The sequence below is a fragment of the Paenibacillus sp. B-A-8 genome, from assembly GCF_048572915.1.
Taxonomy (GTDB): Bacteria; Bacillota; Bacilli; order Paenibacillales; family Paenibacillaceae; genus Paenibacillus_AQ.
Genome location: NZ_CP183882.1, coordinates 1,300,309 through 1,326,135, shown reverse-complemented (window position 1 = coordinate 1,326,135; position 25,827 = coordinate 1,300,309). Strand labels below are relative to the sequence as shown.

Genomic DNA, 25,827 nt, shown 5'->3' with positions numbered 1-25,827 from the left:
CTTCACTCCTTCTAATCTTATTTATTTTCTTTAAAGAATTGTTGATGTTGCTCCAGCAATTCCACAGTCAACGGCTTAACAAATTTCATACTGTGTGCAGGTTTATGGATATCACTAACCGTTTCATCTTTATAAAGAGCTACTGGGTAATTTGTAATTAAGTCTTTTCTAGCATCTTTAACAATCGTTTCTGCCATTTTCATAGCCAGTTCTGTCGTTGCATCGTCTTTTTTCACCACGGCTACGGATTCTGTAAGCGAGAAGTTACCTTCCGTTGGATCTACATAGTCAATCGGTGCGCCTTCTTCTTTAGCTAGTACTGCCTGATGACGAAGTCCAAACCCTGCAGCTACTTCTCCTGCTTTTACCTTTTTAATCGGACCGGAACCGGAGCTTTCCAGATGTGGGCCTACATTAGCAACTAAATCATGCAGAACCGTTTTGCCTTCTTCCTCACCGTATTGCGAAATAATCGCCTGAACTAACAACCAGCCTGTCGAAGAGTCCATAATGTTCGGAACAGATACCAAGCCTTTAAATTCTGGTTTCGTTAAATCTTTAATGGACGTTGGCATCGCCAGTCCTTTATCTTTAAGAACCGATGTGTTAACAAAAATAGCACCGGTATTCGCCAAGATCGGCGTATAGTACGCTGGATAGGAATCTAGCGCGTTCGTCGTAAACGATAGGTCTTTGAACATGCTGTGTTTCTCTTGCGCACTTTCTACAAAATAAGAGCTCATCGTGATCAGGTTAGCCTCAATTTTGTCTCCCTCAGCCATCAGCTTTCCACCCAGCTCAGAAGTACCCAAGGATTGAAAGAGATATTGCCCTTCGTACCCCGCACCTTTTAGCGCAGTCTCCATAGAAGCCACAGCTTCTTCATCCGCATTGGTCAAAATCACTACTTTACTCGCATCACCCGATGCTTTATTTCCACAACCTGCTAATGTAAACACCAAACTCAAAGCCACGATAGACAACATAATCCCCTTGATTCCCTTAATTCTCTTAGACATAATTTCTCCCTCACTTTAACTGGTTTTTTTATATTTAAAATCGTTAACTAACGAGAGTTTGATTGCCTTTTCTGAAAATAGTCACCTAGGAGCTTGATAATAAGGTTGGTGCAAAAGATCAGGATGGATAGGACAAACACCTCATTAAATTTGGCGAAATGCTGCAACTCCTTTATTTTGCTAGCCACTACCGAGGTTTGGGCAGTCACTAGAAAGATAATTCCACTAATGGTCACCATCGCATTGATAAAATAGTAGCTGACCATCTCTATCACCGTGGATGCAGAGTTCGGCAGAATGACCCGGCGAATCGTCTGCAGCCAGCTGTCACCTAATAATTCAGCAGTGGTTTCCCACGATGGATTCATTTTCGCCAGAGAGTTCTTTGCCATCAAATAAGGAGTTGTAAAGTAATGAACAAGGGTGCAGAGCACAAGAATCGTAAAGGTTCCCTTGAGACTGCTGTTATTGAACAGAAGTAGATACGACAGACCAAGGACCATACCCGGTACCGTGTTCGTCACCATCGACAGGATGTCGAAAGTCGCTTTCCCTTTTATAGGTGTTCGTACATTAATGATAGCCGCAGCATACGCTACGATCGTACCTATGATTGCCGTCAATCCTGCTACCAGCAAGGAGTTTTTATATACATTGATTAAATCGCTTGATTGAAAAACATCCACAAAATGCTTGAACGTAAACGTTAGATCATAAGGATAGCCATTCACCAGCGGTGCAACGAACATGACAGCAAACACCGCCAGCAGTCCGATTAGAATCACGGATGAAATCAGTCCAAGAACCGAATCTCTGCCTTTATTCCGGATCATCTCGATTTCAGTCACCTTGTCATAATGGAAATTGAACTTTTCAAGATAAGTTAACAGCACCACCCCAAACGCCGCCGGTATTAACATCAGTACAGCAATCACAGCACCATTGTTGAAATCCGGTATCGCCCCAAGCATGACTTGATATAGCTGTGTAGCAACTACGTTATAAGTCCCGCCCACCGATGCAGGGATCCCGAAATCTGTGAAGCTCAAGATAAAAGAAAGAACAAACGCCCCTCCCAAGGTGCCCCACAAAGGCCTAACAATGGTGTTCATGAAGCTGCGCACCGTCCCGTCACCCATAAGCTTGGAGACGACGATGAACTTTTTATCAATGTACTTGAACGAATTATGAATCAGCAGGAAAGCCGAAGGTAAGGTATAAATTACGTAGCCTATCAACAGACCATTAAATCCATAAATCTCAAATAAATTCCGCCCGAAGATTTTAGTAATCAGTCCCTGGTTGCCAAAAGAGTACATTATCGCAAACCCATATGTAATCGTAGGCAGCAGCATGGGGATCAGGATTCCAGTTCTAATGATGCTTTTTAAAGGGCGATAGATTCTTGTACAGTGGATAGTATAGGAAAGGATAAAAGCTAGAACAGTAGTGATGAGTGCCGTCGCACCGGAGACCTTCATACTATTTCCGATGGACTCTCGAATCTCTTGATCTGCCAGAATGGTGAGATAATTGGATACCGAATAACCTTGGTCCGTTTCAAACGAGCGGATGAATAAAACTACCAGTGGCAAGATCAGGAAAACGATAAATAACAATACGATTGGGATAAAAATGATCCGCATTTCCGGTTTAGCTTTAGGCATAATGTTCACCGAACAGGTTATAGATATTTTCCCGTTTCACTTGCAGCTGCCCCAGAATAAATTCTTTTACAAAATCATTGCTAGGTTGTTGAATGATCTCTTGAGGCGTTCCGAACTGGGCAATATGACCTTGATTAATGATGAGAATTTTATCCGACAGGGTTAACGCCTCTTCAGGGTCATGGGTGACGATAATCGTCGTAAGCTTATATTCTCTGGCGATGGATTTAATCCGGGCTTTAATAGATTCCTTGATGATTCCATCCAGTGCGCTTAGAGGTTCATCGAGCAGTAATAATTTGGGCTTCATTACGAGCGTTCTTGCCAAAGCCACCCTTTGCTTCTGCCCACCGGATAGAGCGCCAATCTTCTTCGTTAAATGCGGCTTTAATTCCAGAAACTCGATATACTCCTGAACCTCATGCTCCGACGTTAATCCCTTTTTATTTTTCAGACCATAAACGATATTCTCGTAAGCATTTAAGTTAGGGAACAACGCATAATCCTGGAACACTATATTAAATCCGCGTTTCTTCATGGGTACATTACTTAAATCTTGATCATTAAAAATGATTTGCCCCTGCTCCATCTTAGCCAATCCCAAGATGATGTTTAGCAAGGTGGTTTTTCCACTCCCGCTGGGGCCGAGTAAGGAGACAATTTCCCCTGCTTGGATGTCTAGACTAATATCCTCTAGAACAACCTTGTTATCGTAATGCTTGCTTATGTTTTGTAATTTAAGCAAAGGTTCCACCTCCTCAAGTACAACCTCAGTATAAAAAGGTTTTGTTTTTGAGGATAAACAGTTACGTAAAATGTATGTAAACTTTAAATAAGTTGTGACTACATTATAAGTATATCATGACTAAGTTGCAAAGGAGTTGTTGCTACCCTATCCTAATCCCTTTATACTTCAACTATCGAAAGCGATATAAACTTTGAATGGGTGATAACATGTTTCCACTGGAAAGGCAAAAGAAAATCATAGAAATCTTAATGTTGAAAAAGGTTCAGAAGCTGCCGGAGCTAGCAGAAGAGCTTAATATTTCTATCGATACCCTTCGCAGAGATATCAACCTGCTGGACAAGCAAGGGAAGATCAAGAAGATTTATGGTGGAATTAAACTGGTGGAATCGGAGTTTGCCGAATCTCCAATGGATGCGCGGATGGTCGGTCACTTAGAGGAAAAGAAAATGATCGCGCAAAAGTGCAGCGAATATATCAACGATGGGGATTGCATCTATCTGGACAGCGGCTCTACCACCTATCAGATCGCCAAATATATCAAGAATAAAAAGAATCTCACGGTCATTACGAACTCCATTCCTGTGGTTAACGAACTGATGAACAGTGCGGTTGAGCTTATTATCATCGGCGGAAAGGTCCGGCTAAATGAGCAGTCTGTCATTGCATATGATTATCTATTTAATTTCAGTGAGTTAAATATCCTTAAAGCTTTTATTTGCGCAAGCGGCATTACCCTTGAAAAAGGCATCTCCGACTATAACCTGGAGGAAGCCCAAACTCGTAAAAAAATTATCGATCTCTCCAAAGAGGTTTATGTTGCCGCAGACCATACTAAATTCGGGAAAGATGTGACCATCGGCATCGCCTCACTCGATAAAATCGGGTACATTATTACCGACCGTAATATAGATCGAAGCTTCCTACAGAAGTTTAAACCCAAACGTACGAGCTTGATTGTTGCGGAATAAAGACTTTCATCATCCATCTAAAAACACAAAAAAGCCTCTCCTTGGATTTGAAATGGTGCTGGTAACTCCATTTTACCTAGGGGATTTTTGTGTTTTTTAGAATCATAGACACTTACCTGATGCCTTGATGATAATTAGGGAATTTCTCCCTAAAATCAAAAAAATTCTGCGCTTCAGACTACTAATTAGGGAAAATCTCCCTATAATTCAGGTGATTCGTTGGTAAATGTAGATATTCGCCTAATTATCAGGGAGGAATTCCCTAATTCCATTGATTTTATGCAAATATCAGCTTTTTTCAGGGAGTTTTTCCCTAATTACTCTCCCAAACATCATTGTTCTGAACATCCCCGAGCTTAACATCATAGACATCATTTCAGGAATCTCTTAAACTAAAAAATCAGAAGTACTATTACATTATGGAGTGTGAATATGCCCTTGAATCAGATGTCCGAATTACACCAGAGAAACAAATTAATTATTTACTTGTTTTGGGGCTGTTTGTTGTTCGGTTCAATTTCGCTTTACAGATTTCCACAAACAATCATGGCGATTATGTCAGCAGCGGTACCCCTTGGCTTATTGTGTACGATACTAATTTGGAAACGTGTGGCTACACCCTATATTATGTACATAACAGCTATTGGCTTTAATATCATTACATACTTCTATATCGATGCAGGAACTAGTATTATAAGCACATTTATTCTATATTGGGGACTAGGCATCGTATCCCTCTATCACAACTATCGTCCGCTACTCCTTAATGGAGTAATTTCTTGGATCTTACTCAACTATTTCCTGATGACGAAACCAATTTACGCTTCAGTAGATGTATTAAGAATTAATACACTTCTCATCGTCATGATATTGGTTCTGATCTATCAGAGTCAGATTGGTACGAAAATGTTCAAAAATATGTCTAAGAGCAGCAACGAAGCTGAACATGCTAGAGCAGAAATGGAAACCATTCTAAAAGGTGTTACTGAATCCGTAGGAGTTCTGAGTCAATCTAGTAACCTAATGAATAACAACGTATTGACTACAGATCGAATTTCCAAAGAAGTCGTGACTGCCTTTCAAGAGATTGCCAGCGGAGTGGAATCACAAGCACAAAGTGTCAGCGATATCTCAAATGCCATGCAGCAATTAAACGAATCGGCTACGCAGGCAAATACGGCATCCATCTCAATGAGCACAAGAAGCCGTAATACCGATCAAATCACGCAAGAGGGGCAAGCGCAAATCGTTCGCTTAACTGGAAATATGTCAGAGGTCACGGATATCGTAAAGAGTACTGCTGACTTGCTGACACAAATGAATGAAGAGAATCAGAAGATTGAATCGATTGTTTCCAGTATCGTGGGGATCGCTGAGCAGACGAATCTTTTGTCGCTAAATGCTTCTATTGAAGCCGCACACGCAGGAGAACATGGCAAAGGATTCGCAGTGGTGTCCAATGAAATCCGTAAATTAGCACAGAGCTCCCACAATGCCTCCGCAGACATTACTCAAATTCTTAGAAGCATTCAAAGTCATATTGCTCAGGTTGGCGATATGGTATCTAACGGGTTGCTAGTTGTAGAATCCGGAAGAAATTCCGCAGATGATATTGCTCGATTGTTCGAGGGTATTCGGAATAATACACAACAGGTGCTTGAACAAGCAGAAGATTTGAAGAATAGGAATGATCACATCAAACACGCTTCCTCCCTTGTACTAGGTGAAGTCCATTCCGTGACTGCGATTACCGAAGAGAATACAGCAGCAATTGAGCAGGTTCTTGCGAGCGCTGAGGTTCAGCAACAACATGTTTCTGAAACAGTAGTCAGCATCCGCAATCTAAATGAATTAGCTACTAAGCTACATAATTTAACGAGACCCTCATAGGTCATGCTGTGTTAATACCATTCATTCAAACAAGCATAAACGCCTTTGCATCCCTATAAGAACAGTTAGCAGTTATGCGAGAACTATAAAGATAAGGATAGCGTGAAACTTATACTTTCTTATATTGAAAAAGCCATCTACTCCAGGAATAGATGGCTTTCTTTGTTTATTTAATTAAGGCTTCCCGCCTCAACACGCGGTGGACGCATGGTCAGGCTGACCCTGCCCTTCTTCAGGTCAACACCCATCACCCAGACGGTGACATTGTCTCCTACGGAGACAACGTCCATCGGGTGCTTCACAAAGCTGCCGCTGAGCTGGGAAATATGCACCAGCCCATCGTTCTTGATGCCGATATCGACGAATGCGCCGAAATCGATCACGTTGCGGACGGTTCCCTGCATTTCCATGCCGGGAACCAGATCCTCGATCTTCAGCACGTCGGTGCGGAAGATCGGTAACGGCAGCTCCTCGCGCGGATCGCGGCCCGGACGCTGCAAGCTCTCCAGGATGTCTCGAAGCGTTGGCACGCCGACATCCAGCTTCACAGCCAGCTCCTCGGCATTTTGTGCCTCCAGCTGCGAAGCCACTTCTTTGCTGCCAAGCTTGTTAACATCTAGGCTTAGCTCACGGAACAACCGATCCACCACCGGATAAGACTCGGGGTGAATAGGTGTGCGATCCAAGGTGTTGTCTCCACCAGGAATCCGCAGGAAGCCGATACATTGCTCATAGGACTTGGCACCTAGACGAGGTACCTTTTGCAATTGCTTCCGTGTCGTGAACTTACCGTTCTCTTCACGGTACTTAACGATATTTTTAGCAATCGTTCCATTAACGCCTGCTACGTAAGAGAGCAAGGCTGGAGATGCCGTATTCACATCTACGCCCACATGGTTAACCGCCGATTCTACGACAGCCTTTAAACTCTCCTCTAGATGCTTCTGGGAGACGTCATGCTGATACTGTCCCACGCCGATAGCTTTCGGATCGATCTTCACCAGCTCCGCCAGCGGGTCCTGCACACGACGGGCGATTGAAGCCGCACTGCGCTCTGCCACATCCAGATCCGGAAACTCTTCCTGCGCCAGCTTAGAAGCCGAATAGACACTCGCTCCCGCTTCATTTACGATCAGGTATGCCAGCTCTGGATCGCCAATATCGGCGATCACTTCTGCCGTAAATTGCTCGGTCTCACGAGAGCCTGTCCCATTTCCGATCACGATAAGCTGAATGCCGTATTTAGCGATTAGTTCTTTAAACTTAGCAGCAGCTTCAATTTTCTTGTTGTTCGGCGGCGTAGGATAGGTCACGGCTACTTCAAGCAGCTTACCCGTATCGTCTACGACGGCCAGCTTACAGCCGGTACGGTATGCAGGGTCAACACCCAGCACACAACGTCCCTTAACGGGCGGCTGCAGCAGCAAGCTGCGTAGATTCCCAGAGAAGATCGAAATCGCTTGGTTCTCACCCCGTTCGGTCATCTCTCCACGAACTTCACGCTCTACGGAAGGAGCTATCAGACGTTTGTAAGCATCCTCGGTCACTGCTTCCAGAAGCTCCTTCACCGGGGATGGCCCTTTAATGATTTTCCGCGCAATGTAAGCATGAATTTTGTCAGTGACAACCTCAATGCCTACCTTCAGAATATTCTCCCGTTCACCGCGGTTAATAGCGAGTATACGGTGAGGTGGCATTTTGTGTACAGGTTCACGGTAGCTATAGTAGTTCTCGTATACGGATTCCTGCTCTGCATCCTTAGCTTCAGACACAAGGATGCCCTGACTTGCCGTATATTGCCGTACCCAAGAGCGGATCGCAGGATCGTCAGCAATATTCTCGGCGATGATATCTAGCGCGCCTTGAAGTGCTTGATCTGGGGTCTCTACTCCTTTTTCAACATCTATATATTTCGCAGCCTCGGTTTGTGGGTCCCCTTGTCTCTGCTGCTCCATAATCCAGTTGGCAAGCGGCTCTAAGCCTTTTTCCTTCGCAACACTAGCACGAGTCTTACGCTTCTGCCGGAAAGGACGATACAAGTCCTCCACTTCCTGAAGCTTGACTGCGTTAGTGATTTGTTCATGAAGCTCCTTGGTCAGCTTGCCCTGCTCTTCAATATTGCGGATCACGTCTTTCTTACGTTCGCCCAAATTGCGAAGATAAGCCAGCCGTTCTTCAATATCACGCAGCGCATTTTCGTCCAGCTCACCCGTCATTTCCTTCCGATATCTGGCGATGAACGGAATCGTATTCCCCTCATCCAGCAGTCCAACCGTTGTACGCACCTGCTTCAGGCTAATGTTTAATTCCTTGGCAATCGCTACAGTAATCAGTTCCTGCTCCCGCTGTGCGGCCGCCTCATCCGTAATGACTCCCGTATTGCTGTTATCTACCGTCATTAGTATCCCTCTTCCCGTACACAATCTGCTTATACAATTCTTGTTCTCATACTTAAAATAGTATCACAGATCGGCTCTGTACCAAAGTCCAGCCTAGCGAGGGGGCAGATTCAATGGTTTAAGCGCGTTGTCCCATTCCTCTTTTGCCGGAACTAAGTGACAACATAAAGCATAATGCTAGAACAAACGCCGCTGCCACATATGGGAAGTTAATGCTTAGATCAAAAAGATATCCTGCAACGATAGGCCCTGCGATATTACCAAGACTCGTATAAGCAGAGTTCATCCCTGCTACGAAGCCTTGTTGTGATTCCCCCGCCATTTTGGATAGCTGAGTGCCTACCGCTGGTCGAAGAATATCCATAGCCAAGAATACAATAAAGGTAATCACACAAATCGCCAAAAATCCACTTACAAACAGCGTCAGTAGAATGAACATTGCAGCAGTTATAAGACAAGTGGAGATTACCTTATTCTCTCCGAATTTATTCAGAATCCAGCCAAACGCAGATACCTGCACTACAGCACCGGCGATCGAGCCAAAGGTAATCACAAATGCAATATCTTTAGGGGTAAAGCCAAATTTATGGTCCACGAACAATCCGAACACCGTTTCATAATTAGCCAATCCAAAAGCCATGACAAATACAATAATTAATCCGAAAAAGTACGGTTCACGATAAGAGCGCATCAATTGCGTGAAGAAGCTCTCTTGATTATTTTTCGATACCTTCGCTTCCATCCGTTTCTCTGCAGACAGAGACTCAGGCAAGATCAAAACTGTAATTAGAGCTGCAACCCCAGCCGCACCCGCTGCACAGAAAAAAGGCACCCGCATTCCAAGCTCAGCAAGATAGCCGCCAATTCCTGGACCGATAATAAATCCGGTAGTAATGGCTGCATTAATTAGCCCCATGCCTTTAGCTCTTTCTTCAAAAGAAGTCGTGTCCGCTACATAGGCCATAACTGCCGGCATAATTAATGCAGCACCTACACCACCGAGCAATCTGGAAACGAACAAAAGCCAGGATACATTTGCCAGACCAAAGAGCAGCTCTGAAAAAGCAAACACGATCAGACCCGCAACAATCACTTTTTTTCTGCCAATTCTGTCGGATAACCTGCCCGCGAATGGTGATACTAATAATTGGGCAAGTGAGAATGAAGCCACTAACAACCCCACGGTACTTCCGGTGATCCCAAGTTCATTCATGTAAGTAGGCATTATTGGAACTACAAGCCCGATTCCTGTAAAAGCAAGAAAAATATTAAGCATAACAAGAAGCATTGCGCCTCTGTTTCTAAGTAGTAACGACATTGTGTTAACCTCCGTGGTTTCTAAAGCCAATTCTTCGATTAGTAGTTTTACTGTAGAGACCGACCATCCGGTCTAAATTATAGCCAAAAAAATAGTCCTTCCATTTCCGGTGCCCTCGAGAAGCTTCAGCCTTCATAATTCCTGAATGTAAAGCTTCTTTCATGCCCCCATATAACTTACCCCGTATATATCCCTTGTAATAACAATCGTACTGATTCCCGGTAATATTTTTTGATATCTTCCGGAGTCTTTTCAGGAATAGAACATTCAGCAGCTCGCCCGATCCCTTCGAGCATACCATTTACAATAATCACATAATCCTCTAAGTCACCCTTAATAAAATCCCCCGTGTCCATGCCTTCCTTCAGAAGATCGCGACACGCATGCGAGGCAGCCTCATATAAAAGAGCAAGCCGCTTAGTGATATCCTCCGGATGAGCTCTGCCTCTTGAGAATTCCTCAAGCGCCCGAATCAACGGATTCTGGAAATCATTTGCATAGTGCTCGGCTAACGCATATAAACGCTCCTGAACACCTACAATTTCCTTCTTCTTATCTTCCCACGCCTGTAGCCACTGCACCGTATCCTCTTCTACTACATATAGAAAAAGTTCATCCTTGCTCGGAAAATGATGATATAAGCTGCCCTTGCTGACATTCGAGGCTGCGCAAACTTCATTCATGGTTACAGCTGCATACCCCTTCTGAACAAACAGCTGTGTGGCTTTAAGTACAATTCGTTTTTTTGTTTCTTCTCCATCTGAACGTCCTTTGATTCTAAGCACCTCCTAAACCGACCGTACGGTCTAATGTTATCAGAACACTTCAAAAAAGTGAACCCCTAATCCTTCTTTACCATCAGTACGCAAAAATGCACATCAAAAGACGCCCGGATTCGTACCCGAGCGCCTATCTCATGGATTATCTATAACCCTAGGTGATTAAAAATCAATCAGTCCAAGGCTGATTTGCAGCGAATCATCCACCTTCTTCATCGTTTCATCATCAAGGTGGGTGATCTTGTCAGTTAAGCGTTGTTTGTCAATCGTCCTAACCTGCTCCAGCAGTATAACAGAATCCCTGTCAAAGCCATGAGCCGCTGCGTCAATTTCCACATGCGTAGGTAATTTAGCCTTCTGGATTTGGGCTGTGATTGCAGCCACAATTACCGTCGGGCTAAAGCGATTGCCAATATCATTCTGGATAACCAGTACTGGCCTTACTCCGCCTTGCTCAGAACCTACAACCGGCGAAAGATCAGCAAAAAAAACATCGCCACGTTTAACGATCAATGTCTACACCCCGCTTACTAAGCGGCCAAGAGTGCTGTCTGCATCTTCCTCCGCGAGGAACGCCTCGCATGCCATGGTCAAGTTGATCTTAGCCATTTCCATGTAGCCGCGCTGCATGGACTCCCGGATAGAACGTTTCCTCCGTTCGCTCAAATACAGCTTCATGGCCTGCCTAATCAATTCACTCCGGTTGGAATTCTCCAATTGAACAATTCCGTCCACTTCCTGTAAGAGATGATCGGGCAAGCTGATCATGATTCTTTTGGTGTTCTGCAAATTGGCCACCTTCTCTTCCACCCCCACAAACCTTCTGCCCTTGTGTTCCAGTGTTGCAATATACAAGGAATTTTATACAAGGAATATATGCCGCCAGTATATCAAGTATGCTGCATCCCATTATAAACTAGAAATGGCGGTTCGTATAGGCTTTTAGTCATATCTCCTAATACGATACAATTCCTTCTATTTTCTCCCTTGAATAACATCACTGTCAAGAACTTTAAGATTGTAGCAGAGCATTTACTAACTTAGGAAGTGTGCCTTCACGGATATAAACGCGGGGCACCCGATGAGCCAGCATGCAAATTACCTCGTAGTGAATTGTTCCAAGATGGAGAGCCAACTCGTCTGCCGTGACCATCACGTCAGCTTGACGCCCGATGAGTACAACTTCTTCGCCTGCTTTAATTTGTTCCGCTTCTTCAGCGAAAGATTTGAGTGATACCATACACTGATCCATGCAGATTGTTCCGACGACAGGAACGCGGCGTCCACGTATTAACACCTCCGCTTTGCCAGTTAGCATGCGGGAATATCCATCTGCGTACCCCACAGGTAGCGTTGCGATAATCTCCTCGCTGTCTGTGAAGTACCGAGTGCCGTAGCTGACGCCCCAATGAGGAGGCAGGCTCTTCACATATACAACCTGCGTCTTCAGCGTCATTACCGGATGTAGATCTACCCGTTGACGGTTTACCTCAGTTGAGGGATAAAATCCGTACAGGCTGATGCCTACCCGCACCATGTTGCTGGATAAATAAGGTGAATCAATGGCCGTAGCGCTATTGCCCGTATGTATGATCGGGATCTGAATGTTCTGCTCCCGCAGCGTTTCCGCCACGCTCATGAACCGTCGATGCTGTTCCAGTGTATAGCTTTTGTCTAGTTCGTCTGCCTTGGCAAAATGGGTAAACATACCCTCCAGCTCCGCCTGCGCAACAGACTGCACTTCAGAGATAAATGCAGGTGCGTCAGCTGGTAAAAGCCCCAGTCTCCCCATCCCGCTATCAATCTTGATATGCACCTTCAGCCGATGATCCGGATCTATAGGAAGCTGTCTGATAGCCTCTAATACTTCCGGAGTGAACAGTGTTACAGTTACATGGTTCTCCCAGGCAACGGCTATTCCTTCAGGAGAAGTGTAGCCAAGCACCAGTATAGGAATCAGTATTCCCGCCTGACGCAGCTCCAATGCTTCATCCAAAAAAGCCACACTAACATAATCTGCTCCGAGTCTTTCCAGTTCCCGTGTTACTTCCACTGCTCCATGGCCGTACGCATTTCCTTTGACGCATCCCATAAACTTTGTCTCTGCCGGCAAGTAGCGGCGAAAGGCTTCGTAATTGGCACGCAATTCATCCAGATTAATTTCGGCTACTGTCGGTCGATAGCTTGCTTGCACTTCAAAGTCACCTTCTTACGTTGTAGTAAAACGTCATAGCTGCATAACATCAATCATTGTCTTAGTACTCATGGTAATGCTATGGAAGGTGGCTGTCAATGTGACCTCAGTTATCTTTTGCCTTCAGATCAAAGAGGCTGGAGTGCTGGCAAATATAGAAAGGCGGATACTACGTTGTAGAGGAAAGAATCCCACAAAACGCAGTATCCGCCTACTTTATATTATTTACCCGATTGTGCCTCCATAGAAGCGGCAATTTGCATCATTTCGTTAACAGGAAGATTAGCACTTGTAATTCTGTACTCTATACCCTCAGACATCCATGTCAACGTCTGCTGCTCATCACCACTAAGAAGTCCTGCGGTAAAACCAAGATCTATCAGTGTTCCAGGAGCCAACGCTACTGCACGGTCCAATGGACGGGCTTCCATGATGGTGTATTGATAAACCCCATCATACCGGATGAGAACGGCATGATCTTTGTTCCCCTCCATTTTATGGGAGTCCTTCAACTCAACGCCTGCCGGAACATATCCCGGTTCGATGATCCCAAAGTCACCAAGCTCAGCAGCGACTGGTTGCCCCTCTTGCTCCTGACCTTCCGGAACTACTACTGGATTTCCATTTTCGTCAACCTCAGCTACTGTGCTTTCTGAAGCAGCACCTGTGGCCATATTCTTTTGCATATCAAAGGAATCCTTTGTGAAATCTGTATCGAATTTAAAGGTGTCAAACTTCACATCCACAACTACCTTAGCTTCAGAATCAGAGACTTGAACCTGTTTAGGCTCATAAGTCTTTTTATCCAACCAAATCTTCTGCCGCACAAGAGCATTGCTTTGATAATTCGCAGCTACCTCAAACACATAGTTATCTCCATCTTCCACAAATTGACGATTGTTATCAGAGACGATGCCCCGAACTAGCGTCTGATACAAATAAACCTGACCTTGATTGTCCGGCCAATCACTCTGGAAGCGGAAGCTCTTATTCATACTTGGTGTGAGTACGAATACTCCCTCATCATTACGAAGCACGATCTGCGTAATATCCTTCTGAACATTTGCCAAGCTGATCCGGTAATAAGAAGGGTTCTTGTACCATACCTCTACCTTATACTCCTGCGGCTGCTCGCCGGTGAATAGGGTCATAATGCCTGAAGCTTGGTACGTTCCCTGCTTACTCTCCAACTTGTCAGCCACATTGTTCAAATCCTTGACCACGGAAGCGGCATCCTTCTTCCCGCACCCCGTCATCACCAGGGCCACGCTCATAATGATCGCGAGTACCCATATTGTCCGGCGCATGACATCATCCCCTTAACCTGTTTTGAATGCATTGATTAGTACATGTCTATGAGGGACTTGGCCGCAATATGCAGACGGGCATGACAAGCATGGGACTTAGATTTATTTTTTAGGAATATACAAACAAAAAAAGCCCACGCAAAGCGCTGGCTTTATGTTTTATACAGAAATGCAATAACATTATGTAAGTCTTATCTATTGAATAGAGCGAAAATTATAGGATCAATTTCTTGTTTCAACTCTCGTTATCGTTATGTACGGCTTTATTGTACTCATTAATTAATTCATCCAACCTCATGGACTGTCTGATCACATTGGGATGTAACAATCCTCCGTGTTGCCTTTCCATTAAATAAAGTTTGGCTCTAGCACCCTCTATTCTTTTTTGGATAATTTCTGGCTTATTCATTAACACAACCTCCTCAAAGTAATATATTAGAGGCATATGTCAAATTCCAAATTTTACAATAGAGTGCAGTACTATAAAGATTTAGGATCAAGAAATATTAGATACAAAGCCATTTTTCTTTTCGTTGATTCGCTGCACCTTACTAATTAGGTTTTGATATTCTTTTTGCGTTTCGATGGATGCTATGTGTCTTAGCTGTTCGAACATCCCAACACATTTTATAATACATGATTCGCTATTTATCTTTACTGAACATTCCAAACTTATCATTATATACTTTATACTAATCTCATATTCATTTCTTTTTATGTAGTAAGAAGCGATCTCAGCCATCAAGTTGGTATATCTATCTTCGAGGATTTGTTGATTATAGGATCTATTTTCTAGGCGATGATCTCTACATTCTGATTTTTTTTGTTTAAACCGCAGAAGAATATCATCCACATTAAATTGATAGTAATTAGCTGCTTGAAGGATTTTGAACAGACCTGAAAGAATTTCTTCCTCTCTTTGTTCAATGTATGCCACATATTCCGGCAGCACCGTTACATCCCCTTTTAAAATTCGCAGCAAGTAAATATTAGCCCGCGCCCACTCCATGCATTGATTGATATGCTGCAAAGCTTCTTCCGTGTCTTCACGAATCCAGCTCATATCCATATATAAGTTAACATAATGTAATGCTCTATCATAATTGCCAAGCTCTCTATAAACTACTGAACGTAACATGTAAGAGTATTGAATATACGAGAATAGTGGTATTTCGGGTTCCTTTTGAAGCTTGCTTTTTCTGGCACGTTCGTATTTGGAATGATATTGAATCGTTGCTTTATTCCCCATTTCCTTAGCTATTGCCTTTACCTTGTCCCAATGTCGCAAAGCGCTATATGTATTCGCCAAATCTTTCAGCGCATCGAGCTGGTCCACCTCATCAAGCCGGTTAACAAATCCTTCAAATTGCACCGCTGCTCGCAAATTAGCATCCTGATCCTCACCCAAAGCGATTGTGAACAGTCTGTATTGGCAAAGAGCCAAACGCTCTGAATGCTGATACTTCTCACTCTCAGCCACACTCTGATATAACATCGCTGCTGCTTCATATTTCCCTTGCGCAAAAAAATCTTCCGCAGTATCAAATAACGAAGGCGTATAAGATAAGCTGTCCATCATGATCCCAACTACCCGTGCAATACAATCCAGCTTATCCAGCTCTGCACAGCGATATAGAAATGGCCGAAGGCGTCTCCAATTCGGATTGGAATGTACAAAGCACTCATCCACATATAAATCATAGTAGCTGCCTTCTTCTAATCCCATACCTTCTGTAATTCGATCTAATTGTTGCATGGCTATTGGACGATTCCCATTAATGATATTACTGATCGTGCCTGAATTTACCTTAGACACCTCTGAGAACTGATTGATCGTAGTCCCATGCTTCTTGAGATAGTCCGCCAGTTCTGCACGAATGGTCATCCGCTTCATGATCAAAGCCACCTTTCGCCCAACATAATACAGATATAAATTAATAGTATTTTAATAAATATATGTCTAATTATTCCAGTGGTCAAATACTTTTTTCCTATCGCTCTTCAATATACAATTATTCGGTGAGTAATGTATAGACTATAGATTAGTAAAAAGCAAAAACCATCAGAATGCAAGGTGTAATAGACCTTTTCCGATGGTTTTTCCTATGATAATTCTATCTATTGTTATTCAATACATGCATATAAATTCAACTATGAGCTGGGTTTAATCATCAAATCTAGCTTTTTAATGTAAGGGTCTAGCGCTTCCATTAACTTCTCTTGGTTTTGTATCTCCTCATTTGAAAGCCGTTCCATATGAACACTACCATCTGAATCAAATACCTTGGCATCATAGCTTTGTAACTCAATTATTAATCGTTTAGTTTCCTCAAACTCCTTATTTGTAAGCCTCTGTTCAGCTTTTTCAAGCAAGCTATTCCAGAAAGTATCACGATCAACGGATTTCACTGATTTCTTTGATGTTTTGGCTTCATTCATTTGTTCAAAATAAGGTTCAAGCTCCATCTGTAATTTCTTGTAAGCCTTCTTCTCCTGCGCACTTAATTGTTCTAGGTGAAAGACGCCTTCAGCATCAGCCATTTGCAGATTATAAGCTCCCAATTCTTTCAGTAAGGACATCAGCTTTGTGAATTCCTCTTCGTTAAAGGTTTGCTTCGCGTTCTGCAGCTTCGCTTCAAGCCTATCGTATTGTTGCTGGGTTACTCCAATCGTAGCAGCGGTTATCTGTGAGCCATATAGGGTGTCCGCCAAATAATTATATCCGGCATAAGCTCCAGTAGGAATTAATAATGCTGCCGCCAAAATACTTGCTACAAGCCATTTTTTCATTCGTCTTCCCCCTTGTTTGGGTGCAGTCCTATTTAGTATTTGCTCCTTCAGTTCCGGTGGGGCTGTACAATTTCTAGCCTCTTCCTGCAGAGCTGTCCGTAGCTCTTCATTGAAATTCATCCAGGTCCACCACCTTTCCCTTAAAAAGAATATGGTTCGCTGGCTTCTGGCGAAGCTTGTGCAGTGCAGCATGAATACGAGATTTCACGGTTCCGAGAGGAATACCTAGTATCAAGGCACTTTCTTCTTGGAAAAATTAGTTTAAATAATGCAGAATGATCACCTGTTTCAGCTTAAATGGAAGACACTCTACACTTGCTAGCAGGGCTTGGTTGGATAATCTGTCCACAACATCATTCGTAAATTCGTGTTCCATGATCAAATCAGCATGCTCTGCCTTTTTCAGGATTCGAAGATGCGTCCATCTCTTCCTCCGATAGGCATAAATTTGTCTCATGACCAATCCCATAAGCCAGGGTCTAAAGGGGCGTTCCATGTCGAAGCGTTCAAGAGACCGGTGCATCTGCAAATAAATTTCTTGAACAATATCATCCACATCAGATGATTCACGAACGAGGAAATGAACGGTCTGATATACATCCCGGATCGTTGCATCATATAACTCACTGAACGCTTCACGACTGCCGGCTTGCGCAAGCGTAATGAGCTTAGAATTTTCATTTGGATGTTTCATCCCTTTCAACCCCCTCCTTCGGTCTTACAATATATATTGGTAAAAAAAAGAGATATCGTTCGATTTATTTTGAGCGTCAACTCGACTCCTCAACTTGACAAGCTTATTATAGCTTCTATATATTTTAGAAACTAAAGTAAATTGGAGCGTGGCTATGAGCACAGAGCAAGATAAACAATACGCTATCCATAAGGTTATGGAATCTATGGCAAATGTGCAGCAGAAATCCCAGTTCTTCATTGATATGATCACCAAGCAGGAGACACTGACTCACAATCAGATCCTACTGCTGTTCCAGCTCAGACTTATTGGAAGCTTGAACATTACTGACATCTCCGAACGATTTATTATTACACCGGGAGCCGCTTCCTCGATGTGTGATAAGCTGGAAGATGCCGGTCTTATCGAACGTGTGCGGACGAAGGAAGATCGCAGAGTCGTCAACATAGTCCTTACAGAACAAGGACATCAGCGGATTCTCCATATCTTCGAAGCCTTTCCTACCTCGGAGTTGGATAAAATCTCAGGAACCTTAGAACAAATCAATGAGTTAATGGATAAAATGATGAACTAATGTTTATATAACTGCCTGTCAGGAAACTGACGGCAGTTTTTTTATGCTTATAACTCCGAAATGTTATATTGACTATATATTATAATGGATATATATTTTAATCATTAAAATATAATTTGAAAGGCGGCTCCCTATAAAATGCCCCATGCTAGTGATACTTTTGAACGTAATGAAATGATCGGTCCACCGCTGAAGGTGAGAGGTTCATTAATCCTCCAAGAGGATATTCGTGCGGATACTGTCGATGTTGTTGGACATTTAAGTGCTGAGAAGAATGTAACTACCGTGAAGCTAAAAGTATCTGGTGATTGTTCGATTGGAGGTCATTGCAGGGCCGAGCAGGTTATAAATCTGGGAGGACTCCGTGTACAACAACTCCAAGCCAATAGACTGCAATCGTCAGGATACTTCTCCGCAGCACAAAATGTTGCAGTCGAAACCTTTTATGCCGAAGGTGCTGTGAAGATCCATAGATTAACTGCTGGCTCATCGATTGAGCTACGTTTAGGAAACAGAAGCACAATTGAGGTCATGAAATCTAGCGGAACCATTACTATTAAGCCTTCTTTGAAACTAATGAATGCGCTAATCCCCTACTTCCGGAAGCTTACTTGCGAAACGATTGAAGGAACTAGCATCACGTTATACCGAACAACAGCCGATCTCGTCTGCGGGGAAGATATCATCATCGGTCCGGGTTGTTCTATCGGGGAGATCCGCTATAGCAAAAGTCTAACAGTAGACCCGAAATCACAAGTTGATCGGACCGAGTTTTTAAATAATTAGCAAACGTAACAAGCTTGTCTCTGCTTTGTTTACAGAAAGTGACCTACTACGCGCTGATTTAATCTATACTTAAGAGGACTGGACTTAATCCTCGGAGGTAATTATGAATAAAATCATCGTAATCGGAGCTAGCACGCTCTTTTTAGCCGGATGTGGAACATCGGCATCTATAGATATGGATACATCAATAGCAATTAACCAAACACAAACAACTGAAGCACCACTGAAGCTAATCGTTGATGGAGAAACCGTTCTTCCATCTCTCCCACCTTTTTTCTCAGGTGATAAGGCCTATGTACCTGCAAAAGTACTCATGGAGTACTATTCTTCTGAACAACGATGGGATAGTGTTACGAAAACCTTAACCATCTCTGACGGAAGCAGTAGTTATGTACTGAAGCCGGGCAATGAATATATGCAAGGTGACGGATATCAAAATACGCTGGGGGGACCTGCGATTCTACGAAACGGCAATTTATATATTCCTGCTGACGCATTAAGCAGCCTCTCCGGAGCAGAAGTGCAACTGAATGCCTCGCAAACTGAAATATCAATTACATCTGGAGATGTTAGTACTACCGTAAGAACCCCCAGCGAACCTCTCGCTATTGCTACAGAAAATGACCAAGTTAAGCTGTATACTGCCCTTAAAAATGGCGATATCTACGAGGGATTTGTTGTAGAGGTGAACGGTAATAAACATACGTTTAATTGGGAAGCACCAAGATTGCTAGGTTACACTCCTGAGATTCATTATGCCGATATAGATCAGGATGGGCAGGAAGAGGTTGTTGTCATACTGTGGCTCGGTACAGGAACGGGCATGTCTATGCAAGAGCTTCACGTGATTAAGCCAAACCAGTGGAAAGAAATGAATATACCTTCCGCAGATGAAGCGGTCTCCACATTGGTTACTTCAAAAATTTCCAATGAAAAAGGCGATGCCCTCATACAAATTCAGGTTAAAGGTTCAAATCCATCTATGGTTACTATGCGGTATCCAGATCGTGGAGAGGATGACAATCTTGGCGAAAAAGCAGGTATTGGTGCTGTTACTTACTACATGGTGGAAGAAGGCAGGCTGAAGGCTGAAACCAATGTTTATATTGGATTTCTGGAGAGCATTGGCACACTAACCTTTGACTACAAAACGGGAAAGACTGGAATGGAACCTGAATCCATTCGCTTTGAGCCTCATGAGGAGTACGCCTCTTATGTAGTGGGTAAGCAGCTATGATTGATGCCCATATCCATTTAGAGCAATATGAGCCTGAGGTTTCAGAACAAATGTTAAGTGAGTTGCCTACCTTAGGGATCGAAGCCTTGATTGCTGTCTCTATGAATTTAGACTCTTGCGTCCGTACCCAAAAGCTTGCCGCTACCTATCCCGGAATGGTACACCCCGCTTATGGCTTTCATCCGGAGCAACCACTACCGCAGGAAACTGAGTTATGCAATCTACTGGAATGGATTGAGCGTCAAGATCGGGAGGATTTCATCGCTGTGGGTGAAATCGGACTGCCTTATTATTCGCGTGCTGAGGCACTGGAGCGCGGCGAAGCCTTTGATATGGAGCCTTATATTCAGCTTCTTGATCAGTTACTCGGGCTTGCAGCCCGTATAGATAAACCAGTGGTCTTGCACGCTGTTTATGAGGATGCGCTGATTGCCTGCGATCTACTAGAGAAGCATGGTATAAAGCGTGCCCATTTCCACTGGTTTAAGGGACCCGAAGAAGCCATTGTCCGCATGATCAACAACGGCTGCTATATCTCTTTCACCCCTGATATCCTATACGAGCCGGAGATTCAGGAGCTTGCCCGCCGCTACCCTCCTCAGCTTGTCATGGCGGAAACCGATGGCCCTTGGCCGTTTGAAGGACCCTTTGCGGGAAAAATCACTCATCCATCTATAATTCAAGACGTCGCCGCCGCTTGGGGAGCGCTCCATGGCTACACCCCTGGCCAAGCGGAAGAAATACTGATTGCGAATACTAGGCAATTTTATAGCTTGTAGATAGACAAAAGGATGGCCCCTAGCTAACGGCTAATGCCAGGCTATCCTTTTGAATAATCACAGCTTTATCCCAATTTGGGAGTTCATAACCTCTCCACACCCATTAACGTTCCGCCAGCGAACTCCATTTTATAAATATCCGGCTTAGTGGTTTGAAGCAGAAAATTCAGATCATATTTGGCGTCAAAATAATTCATCATTAGTGTCATGACTGCACCGTGAGTGCCAATCGCAACCTTTTGACCACGGTGTTTATTCAGTATTCCTTGCAACACGCTAACGGATCGCTTCTGACACGTATGAATGGATTCCCCACCAACCGGAACAAAATCCGGATCAGCAAACATTGTTGTCAGTAATGGGTATAACTCCTGGTCAGGCATGATCTTATTTCCGTCAGAAAAATGGATTTCTCGGAGGTCTTCAACACCCTGAATCTCTGCACCTACCTCCTGCGCCAATCCAGAAATCGTATGTATCGCCCGAAGATATGGACTTGAATAGAAAACTTGAATTCCTTCGGGACGTAACTTCTCCGTTATCTTGCGGGCATCCTCCTCCCCCTTCGCTGTTAATCCACGTGTTCTCTCAGTTCCTCCGGGCAGCTTGGGTGATTCTCCATGCCTAACCATATAAATATAAGTAGCCATTCGTTTCCCTCCTTCTATCTTTATAATTTCTCGTGTTCTATCTAAACTCCTCCATACAATAAAATAAAAAAAGCCCTCACGGGCAAGAATCAATCCTAGCGAGCTAGAAAAGTCTCTTAATTGCACTCTATACAACTATTAATCGTAAAAAGAGCTCTGCTGAGCAAATAAGTGTAGTTCATACAACTAAAGTTCGCTTTGAAAGATGGAACAGCATTTAATTGCAGATTCTGCAACTAAATGCTAGGTAAGCTCGCTAGGTAGTCTGTGCTACTCAAGCTTTCTAGTCTGGCTAGTTAGCCTGACCTCCACTCAGACTTCTGCAAGCTTTTTTCTGAATAAATCAGCAGCCTTAAGTTTCCATCACTTTAACCTTCGCCGATTGCTCCACTATGCTATCCGTCATCTCCTTCTCCTTAGGCCACAGCACGCGTCCGAATGCGATGCCCAGCACACCAATCAGAGCAATTACGATACCAAAGTTAAAAAAGATCCGGCTAGGCCCAGCGGCCTGAACCAGCATACCACCAAGGAGTGGAGCGCCAATCATCACACCGCTAAGAATCGTACTCTGAATACCGAACACACGCCCTGTCATATGCGGGGGAGTTTCTTTTTGCAAACAATAATTGAAGGTAATCATAAACATTCCGTTTCCGAGACCCAGTACGAATCCTAACAGCAATACAGGAAGGCTTGTGACGCCTGGCTGAAGCAGACCAAGCCCTCCGACCGATACGCCAATGAGTGCATAACCCGTTCCTAGCTTCCAGCCGTAGCCTGTTCCCCGGTTCATTTTGTTCATGACCATGATCATGAATATAGCACCCACGCCAGTTGCCGCGACAAGCCAGCCCAGCATAGATTCCTCAGCAGGCGCAATAATTCTGAATAGACTTGTAAACTGGAAGTCGATCATTTGAATAGCTAACGCGCCGATTAAACCAAACAACATACTGTTTAGCAGCAGTCTGCTGCGCAGCATAAAGCCCCAGCCTTCCTTCCACATCGTACGAAGGGGAACCTGTTCCTCTTTATCGTCCTGATCTGAGCTGACTCGTCCTACCTCATTATTCTTAACGGTCAGTAGAAGCAGGTACGAGCAACCTCTGAGACAAGCATTGATCAATATACACCATTGTGGTGTTAGCACTGACAATGCGAAACCTCCAAGTAACGGTCCAGCGATTTTGGAGCCTTGATTTACAATTCCATTCAGTGAAGTCGCTTGAAGAAGCTGATCCTCTCTAACCAAACTGCGAGTCATTGACTGCTGGGCAGGTACGTTTAAGGTAGAGATAGCAGCTCGCAGCATCAATAATGGGAGCAACCACACCATACTGGGAGCGAAAAGTACTAGTACTGTTAACAATGCCGTAAGTAGATCACACATCCGCATTAGCTTTAGCTTATTCAGTCGGTCAGCCGCTACTCCTGCCACGGAGCCAAGCAGAATCCCAGGTAAAGCTATAGAGACTGGAATCAAAGCCAGCATTAGCGGACTAGCTTGCCAACGGTATCCTACGAGTACCTGAATCGCCAGCGCATCGAACCAATCCCCAAAAGTAGCTGTCGCGAATGCGCTGTACACACGCATATACACTTTGTTTTTTAGCAGACTCGTTCCTGCTTGTGATGAAGCATTCATCGGACATTCCTCCAAGTTACGATTAAGAACATATGAAGCATGACCTTAATGTACTGGAGAATTGTCAGAGAATTATCAGAGAGCTGTCACGATATTCATAAGCACGGTTTCCAAGGATTGCTCCAAACGATGGAATCCCCGTTCTTCCTTCTCTCGTTCAAATAAATCTGCATATTTCCGATGTAAAGCTGACTGTGGAGAAAACTCGTTACAATAGTGAACAATTCTGTATAATGCATATATCTGCATCGGCACGAATCCTGACATTTCAAGCACCTGAAGCGCCTCATCCAATAACTGCTCTGCTTCACGCCAAGACTTGCGCCGTAGAAAACACAGGCCTCTTGCAACTTTATAACTGCCGATCTCCCGCAAAAAAGGCTTCTCCTGCAAAAGCGCTTCAATGTCTTTCGCCATCCGTTCTAATTCCTGATCTTCTGTTCCCATCCACAAGTGTACGAGCATTTCAGAAATTGCCGTTACAGGAATGAAGTTCTCATACCCTGGCTCTTTAATCACTTCATGCGTCAGCTTTAATCGTTCTAATGCTTTTTCCGGCTGCCCGGCCAGCGTGTATAAATCCAGAATATTAAGGATCTCCATTTCAACATGCTGGGGCGGCAAAAGAATCTTTTTCTCAAGGACTAGCTCGCAGAACTCCAGTTTCTGCTTTGGATCACCCAAAAACATATAACATATTAACAGCGAATAGAATCGCTCTTCTATCTCAACTTCCTCCGTGTTCAGAAGCCATTCCAAATCTCCCTGTACAAAATGAATATAGATCGAATAGAACGGATCCATTTCATAACCCAAAACATCCTGTTGTCGCGCTAAGGTTAACATGGATCGGCCTTGGCCGTATTGATGATATTTTACGAATACTTCCCGCATCGTCTTTTGCATTTCCAGGTCATATGTAGTCGGATTAGCCATGGCGGCAGAGGAATCCTTCATCGTCAGGCTATAGCCGAATCCCCGAACAGTCTTAATATCTAAGTCTTGTAGCTTGCCTAGCTTTTTACGAAGCCGATAAATATGATCATCTACCGTTCGCTCTACCGGATATTCCAAGGGCCAGACCTTATCCAGCAACTGTTCTCGACTGAACGTACGTCCTCTATTTTTGTACAAGAACTGAAAAAGCGTAAATTCCTTTGGAAATAATTCTATCGTTATCCCATCTGTGGTCACTTTATATTCGCTTTCGTTTAATTCCAGCTGCATGATAGAACCTCACTTTCCCCCGAATCCGCTCATTGATTACATTATATCAGTCCGTCCAAGGCGTACTCCAGAACAAAGAGAAAACATACAAAAAGAGCAACCTACAGATTTCTCTGTATGATTGCTCTATGCACCCATTGCTGGTTTTACCCAGCCATATTGTTAAAGGAATCCTGTTCACTAAACACAGAAATATGATCTACTGTGCCGGTTGAGCTTGGAATAATAAATTTCAGCTGGTATTGGTCATTGGCTTGATAGGTGTAAATCTTATCGTCACCATTTGTTTTGGTGTCATCCGGTTTGCCAAGTGTTCCCTCGATTTGTTTCAGTGTCAGCTTTTGCAGTGCAGCATCACTGGAACGAACATCGAAGATCAGGCTACCTTTGTTAAATCCAAATACGACATGTTTGTCAGTGTAAGTAGCATAAATACCTTTTCCAGCTGACTCTTGTTGATCAGGCTTACCCCAGTCCGCTTCTACCTCATCAATAAGACCGGTATGTGCAGCATATTCAACACCGGGCACCTTTCCTTTTTTGGCAAGTACAAGTAGTTCTTTAAGCTGTTCAGCGCTATATTGCGGATTAGCGTTGGCTGTATCTTTATTAGTCTCCGTAGGGGAAGTGGTCGCTGCTGATGCTGTTTCCGTAGGTGTGGTTGATGGGCTGACTTCCGGTTCAGAGGTTGCTGTTACGGCAGTTTCAGTAGGTGCTGTGGTTGGGGTAGCTGAATTTGCTTGTTCATTGTTCGAGCTGCATCCGGCTAGTCCAATCATCCCTGTGAGCAAAATAGTGGCTGCTAAAAATTTAATCTGTGCTGACATGATGACATCTCCTTAGTAAATTCGCTTAAAGCCGATTGTAAAAATGGAACCGGACATATCTATCATTTACCCAAATCTGCGGAACATCAATAAATTACGGATTAATGCGCACTATCAGGGCATTTCATTGCAGAACGTGCAATAGATTGGGGCTGTTTGCTTCGAAAAAAGCAATGCATTGCACTTCGTGCAATAGAATTCATAAAAACCCCCTAACTAGGCGTTTCTTAACTATTTTGAATGTACAAAGTACAACAGAATTGATTTCCGCTCACTTCAGGATAGATTCTATTGCACAAACTGCAATGAGGGAACATCTCGGGAAG

The 25,827-nt window shown here is 43.7% G+C and carries 23 protein-coding genes and 1 pseudogene; 6 read left to right on the top strand and 18 right to left on the bottom strand.

Going from position 1 to position 25,827, the window contains the following annotated elements:
• Nucleotides 1-17 precede the first annotated feature (17 nt).
• The 3 genes from ACN6MV_RS05895 to ACN6MV_RS05885 are packed head-to-tail and all read right to left on the bottom strand — an operon-like array spanning nt 18 to nt 3,431.
• On the bottom strand, nt 18-1,019 hold the full coding sequence (locus ACN6MV_RS05895; RefSeq protein WP_375105020.1) for an extracellular solute-binding protein: 1,002 nt from the start codon (nt 1,017-1,019) through the stop codon (nt 18-20).
• 47 nt (nt 1,020-1,066) lie between these two features.
• Nucleotides 1,067-2,686, bottom strand: a complete 1,620-nt coding sequence (locus tag ACN6MV_RS05890) for an ABC transporter permease subunit (RefSeq protein ID WP_419885904.1) — start codon at nt 2,684-2,686, stop codon at nt 1,067-1,069.
• A complete protein-coding gene (locus ACN6MV_RS05885) occupies nt 2,679-3,431 on the bottom strand; it encodes an ABC transporter ATP-binding protein (RefSeq protein WP_042124736.1) in 753 nt (250 codons plus the stop codon). Before ACN6MV_RS05885 ends, ACN6MV_RS05890 begins: the two co-directional genes overlap by 8 nt.
• A gap of 209 nt (nt 3,432-3,640) precedes the next feature.
• On the opposite strand from ACN6MV_RS05885, the gene ACN6MV_RS05880 reads away from it, so the two are divergent.
• Nucleotides 3,641-4,402: a DeoR/GlpR family DNA-binding transcription regulator gene (locus tag ACN6MV_RS05880; protein ID WP_419885903.1), complete on the top strand. Its 762-nt coding sequence runs from the start codon at nt 3,641-3,643 to the stop codon at nt 4,400-4,402.
• Nucleotides 4,403-4,834: 432 nt separating this feature from the next.
• A complete protein-coding gene (locus tag ACN6MV_RS05875) occupies nt 4,835-6,292 on the top strand; it encodes a methyl-accepting chemotaxis protein (RefSeq protein WP_419885902.1) in 1,458 nt (485 codons plus the stop codon).
• 170 nt (nt 6,293-6,462) lie between these two features.
• Here the strand turns inward: ACN6MV_RS05875 and ACN6MV_RS05870 are convergent, their stop codons facing one another.
• The 11 genes and pseudogenes from ACN6MV_RS05870 to ACN6MV_RS05820 form a co-directional block, all read right to left on the bottom strand.
• The gene (locus tag ACN6MV_RS05870) at nt 6,463-8,691 is read right to left on the bottom strand and encodes a Tex family protein (RefSeq protein ID WP_339289508.1); all 2,229 of its coding nucleotides are present in this window, start codon (nt 8,689-8,691) and stop codon (nt 6,463-6,465) included.
• Between the two features lie 118 nt (nt 8,692-8,809).
• Nucleotides 8,810-10,009 carry an MFS transporter gene (locus ACN6MV_RS05865; RefSeq protein ID WP_042124729.1) on the bottom strand — a complete coding sequence of 400 codons (1,200 nt, stop codon included), beginning with the start codon at nt 10,007-10,009 and terminating at the stop codon, nt 8,810-8,812.
• A 176-nt stretch (nt 10,010-10,185) separates the two neighbouring features.
• Nucleotides 10,186-10,794 (bottom strand): TetR/AcrR family transcriptional regulator, encoded by a 609-nt coding sequence (locus ACN6MV_RS05860; protein ID WP_052414476.1) that lies wholly within the window; start codon nt 10,792-10,794, stop codon nt 10,186-10,188.
• 156 nt (nt 10,795-10,950) lie between these two features.
• Nucleotides 10,951-11,301, bottom strand: coding sequence for a type II toxin-antitoxin system PemK/MazF family toxin (locus tag ACN6MV_RS05855; protein WP_042124727.1), 351 nt, complete (start codon nt 11,299-11,301; stop codon nt 10,951-10,953).
• Nucleotides 11,302-11,304: 3 nt separating this feature from the next.
• Nucleotides 11,305-11,586, bottom strand: a complete 282-nt coding sequence (locus ACN6MV_RS05850; RefSeq protein ID WP_025698676.1) for a CopG family ribbon-helix-helix protein — start codon at nt 11,584-11,586, stop codon at nt 11,305-11,307.
• 214 nt (nt 11,587-11,800) lie between these two features.
• Nucleotides 11,801-12,982, bottom strand: coding sequence for an alanine racemase (gene alr, locus ACN6MV_RS05845; RefSeq protein ID WP_042124725.1), 1,182 nt, complete (start codon nt 12,980-12,982; stop codon nt 11,801-11,803).
• A 221-nt stretch (nt 12,983-13,203) separates the two neighbouring features.
• On the bottom strand, nt 13,204-14,289 hold the full coding sequence (locus ACN6MV_RS05840) for a LolA family protein (protein ID WP_419885901.1): 1,086 nt from the start codon (nt 14,287-14,289) through the stop codon (nt 13,204-13,206).
• A gap of 235 nt (nt 14,290-14,524) precedes the next feature.
• Nucleotides 14,525-14,698, bottom strand: coding sequence for an aspartyl-phosphate phosphatase Spo0E family protein (locus ACN6MV_RS05835; RefSeq protein WP_197069747.1), 174 nt, complete (start codon nt 14,696-14,698; stop codon nt 14,525-14,527).
• A gap of 87 nt (nt 14,699-14,785) precedes the next feature.
• Nucleotides 14,786-16,183, bottom strand: a complete 1,398-nt coding sequence (locus ACN6MV_RS05830; protein ID WP_419885900.1) for a transcriptional regulator — start codon at nt 16,181-16,183, stop codon at nt 14,786-14,788.
• Nucleotides 16,184-16,440: 257 nt separating this feature from the next.
• Nucleotides 16,441-17,199 carry a DUF3600 domain-containing protein gene (locus tag ACN6MV_RS05825; RefSeq protein WP_419885899.1) on the bottom strand — a complete coding sequence of 253 codons (759 nt, stop codon included), beginning with the start codon at nt 17,197-17,199 and terminating at the stop codon, nt 16,441-16,443.
• Nucleotides 17,186-17,773, bottom strand: a pseudogene (locus ACN6MV_RS05820) (sigma-70 family RNA polymerase sigma factor). Before ACN6MV_RS05820 ends, ACN6MV_RS05825 begins: the two are co-directional and overlap by 14 nt.
• 154 nt (nt 17,774-17,927) lie before the next feature.
• Here ACN6MV_RS05820 and ACN6MV_RS05815 point away from each other — a divergent pair.
• From ACN6MV_RS05815 to ACN6MV_RS05800, 4 genes are all read left to right on the top strand, one after another.
• Nucleotides 17,928-18,347, top strand: a complete 420-nt coding sequence (locus ACN6MV_RS05815) for a MarR family winged helix-turn-helix transcriptional regulator (RefSeq protein ID WP_042124717.1) — start codon at nt 17,928-17,930, stop codon at nt 18,345-18,347.
• 138 nt (nt 18,348-18,485) lie between these two features.
• Entirely contained in the window at nt 18,486-19,133 is a 648-nt protein-coding gene (locus ACN6MV_RS05810; RefSeq protein ID WP_419885898.1) for a hypothetical protein, read from the top strand.
• Between the two features lie 103 nt (nt 19,134-19,236).
• Nucleotides 19,237-20,370, top strand: a complete 1,134-nt coding sequence (locus ACN6MV_RS05805) for a copper amine oxidase N-terminal domain-containing protein (RefSeq protein WP_042124715.1) — start codon at nt 19,237-19,239, stop codon at nt 20,368-20,370.
• The gene (locus tag ACN6MV_RS05800) at nt 20,367-21,149 is read left to right on the top strand and encodes a TatD family hydrolase (protein ID WP_419885897.1); all 783 of its coding nucleotides are present in this window, start codon (nt 20,367-20,369) and stop codon (nt 21,147-21,149) included. Before ACN6MV_RS05805 ends, ACN6MV_RS05800 begins: the two co-directional genes overlap by 4 nt.
• Nucleotides 21,150-21,232: 83 nt before the next feature.
• On the opposite strand, the gene ACN6MV_RS05795 is transcribed toward ACN6MV_RS05800, so the two are convergent.
• The 4 genes from ACN6MV_RS05795 to ACN6MV_RS05780 form a co-directional block, all read right to left on the bottom strand.
• Nucleotides 21,233-21,799: a histidine phosphatase family protein gene (locus ACN6MV_RS05795; RefSeq protein WP_419885896.1), complete on the bottom strand. Its 567-nt coding sequence runs from the start codon at nt 21,797-21,799 to the stop codon at nt 21,233-21,235.
• Between the two features lie 352 nt (nt 21,800-22,151).
• Nucleotides 22,152-23,447, bottom strand: coding sequence for an MFS transporter (locus ACN6MV_RS05790; protein WP_419885895.1), 1,296 nt, complete (start codon nt 23,445-23,447; stop codon nt 22,152-22,154).
• A gap of 75 nt (nt 23,448-23,522) precedes the next feature.
• Nucleotides 23,523-24,674 (bottom strand): winged helix-turn-helix domain-containing protein, encoded by a 1,152-nt coding sequence (locus tag ACN6MV_RS05785; RefSeq protein ID WP_339289496.1) that lies wholly within the window; start codon nt 24,672-24,674, stop codon nt 23,523-23,525.
• A gap of 146 nt (nt 24,675-24,820) precedes the next feature.
• Nucleotides 24,821-25,501 (bottom strand): YjgB family protein, encoded by a 681-nt coding sequence (locus ACN6MV_RS05780; RefSeq protein ID WP_419885894.1) that lies wholly within the window; start codon nt 25,499-25,501, stop codon nt 24,821-24,823.
• Nucleotides 25,502-25,827: the final 326 nt, after the last annotated feature.

Coding starts and splice junctions, on each gene's coding strand:
- ACN6MV_RS05895 (WP_375105020.1), bottom strand. CDS start 1,019: ATGTCTAAGAGAATTAAGGGAATCAAGGGGATTATGTTGTCTATCGTG.
- ACN6MV_RS05890 (WP_419885904.1), bottom strand. CDS start 2,686: ATGCCTAAAGCTAAACCGGAAATGCGGATCATTTTTATCCCAATCGTA.
- ACN6MV_RS05880 (WP_419885903.1), top strand. CDS start 3,641: ATGTTTCCACTGGAAAGGCAAAAGAAAATCATAGAAATCTTAATGTTG.
- ACN6MV_RS05875 (WP_419885902.1), top strand. CDS start 4,835: ATGCCCTTGAATCAGATGTCCGAATTACACCAGAGAAACAAATTAATT.
- ACN6MV_RS05870 (WP_339289508.1), bottom strand. CDS start 8,691: ATGACGGTAGATAACAGCAATACGGGAGTCATTACGGATGAGGCGGCC.
- ACN6MV_RS05865 (WP_042124729.1), bottom strand. CDS start 10,009: ATGTCGTTACTACTTAGAAACAGAGGCGCAATGCTTCTTGTTATGCTT.
- ACN6MV_RS05840 (WP_419885901.1), bottom strand. CDS start 14,289: ATGCGCCGGACAATATGGGTACTCGCGATCATTATGAGCGTGGCCCTG.
- ACN6MV_RS05835 (WP_197069747.1), bottom strand. CDS start 14,698: ATGAATAAGCCAGAAATTATCCAAAAAAGAATAGAGGGTGCTAGAGCC.
- ACN6MV_RS05830 (WP_419885900.1), bottom strand. CDS start 16,183: ATGAAGCGGATGACCATTCGTGCAGAACTGGCGGACTATCTCAAGAAG.
- ACN6MV_RS05825 (WP_419885899.1), bottom strand. CDS start 17,199: ATGAATTTCAATGAAGAGCTACGGACAGCTCTGCAGGAAGAGGCTAGA.
- ACN6MV_RS05815 (WP_042124717.1), top strand. CDS start 17,928: ATGAGCACAGAGCAAGATAAACAATACGCTATCCATAAGGTTATGGAA.
- ACN6MV_RS05810 (WP_419885898.1), top strand. CDS start 18,486: ATGCCCCATGCTAGTGATACTTTTGAACGTAATGAAATGATCGGTCCA.
- ACN6MV_RS05805 (WP_042124715.1), top strand. CDS start 19,237: ATGAATAAAATCATCGTAATCGGAGCTAGCACGCTCTTTTTAGCCGGA.
- ACN6MV_RS05800 (WP_419885897.1), top strand. CDS start 20,367: ATGATTGATGCCCATATCCATTTAGAGCAATATGAGCCTGAGGTTTCA.
- ACN6MV_RS05795 (WP_419885896.1), bottom strand. CDS start 21,799: ATGGCTACTTATATTTATATGGTTAGGCATGGAGAATCACCCAAGCTG.
- ACN6MV_RS05790 (WP_419885895.1), bottom strand. CDS start 23,447: ATGAATGCTTCATCACAAGCAGGAACGAGTCTGCTAAAAAACAAAGTG.
- ACN6MV_RS05785 (WP_339289496.1), bottom strand. CDS start 24,674: ATGCAGCTGGAATTAAACGAAAGCGAATATAAAGTGACCACAGATGGG.
- ACN6MV_RS05780 (WP_419885894.1), bottom strand. CDS start 25,501: ATGTCAGCACAGATTAAATTTTTAGCAGCCACTATTTTGCTCACAGGG.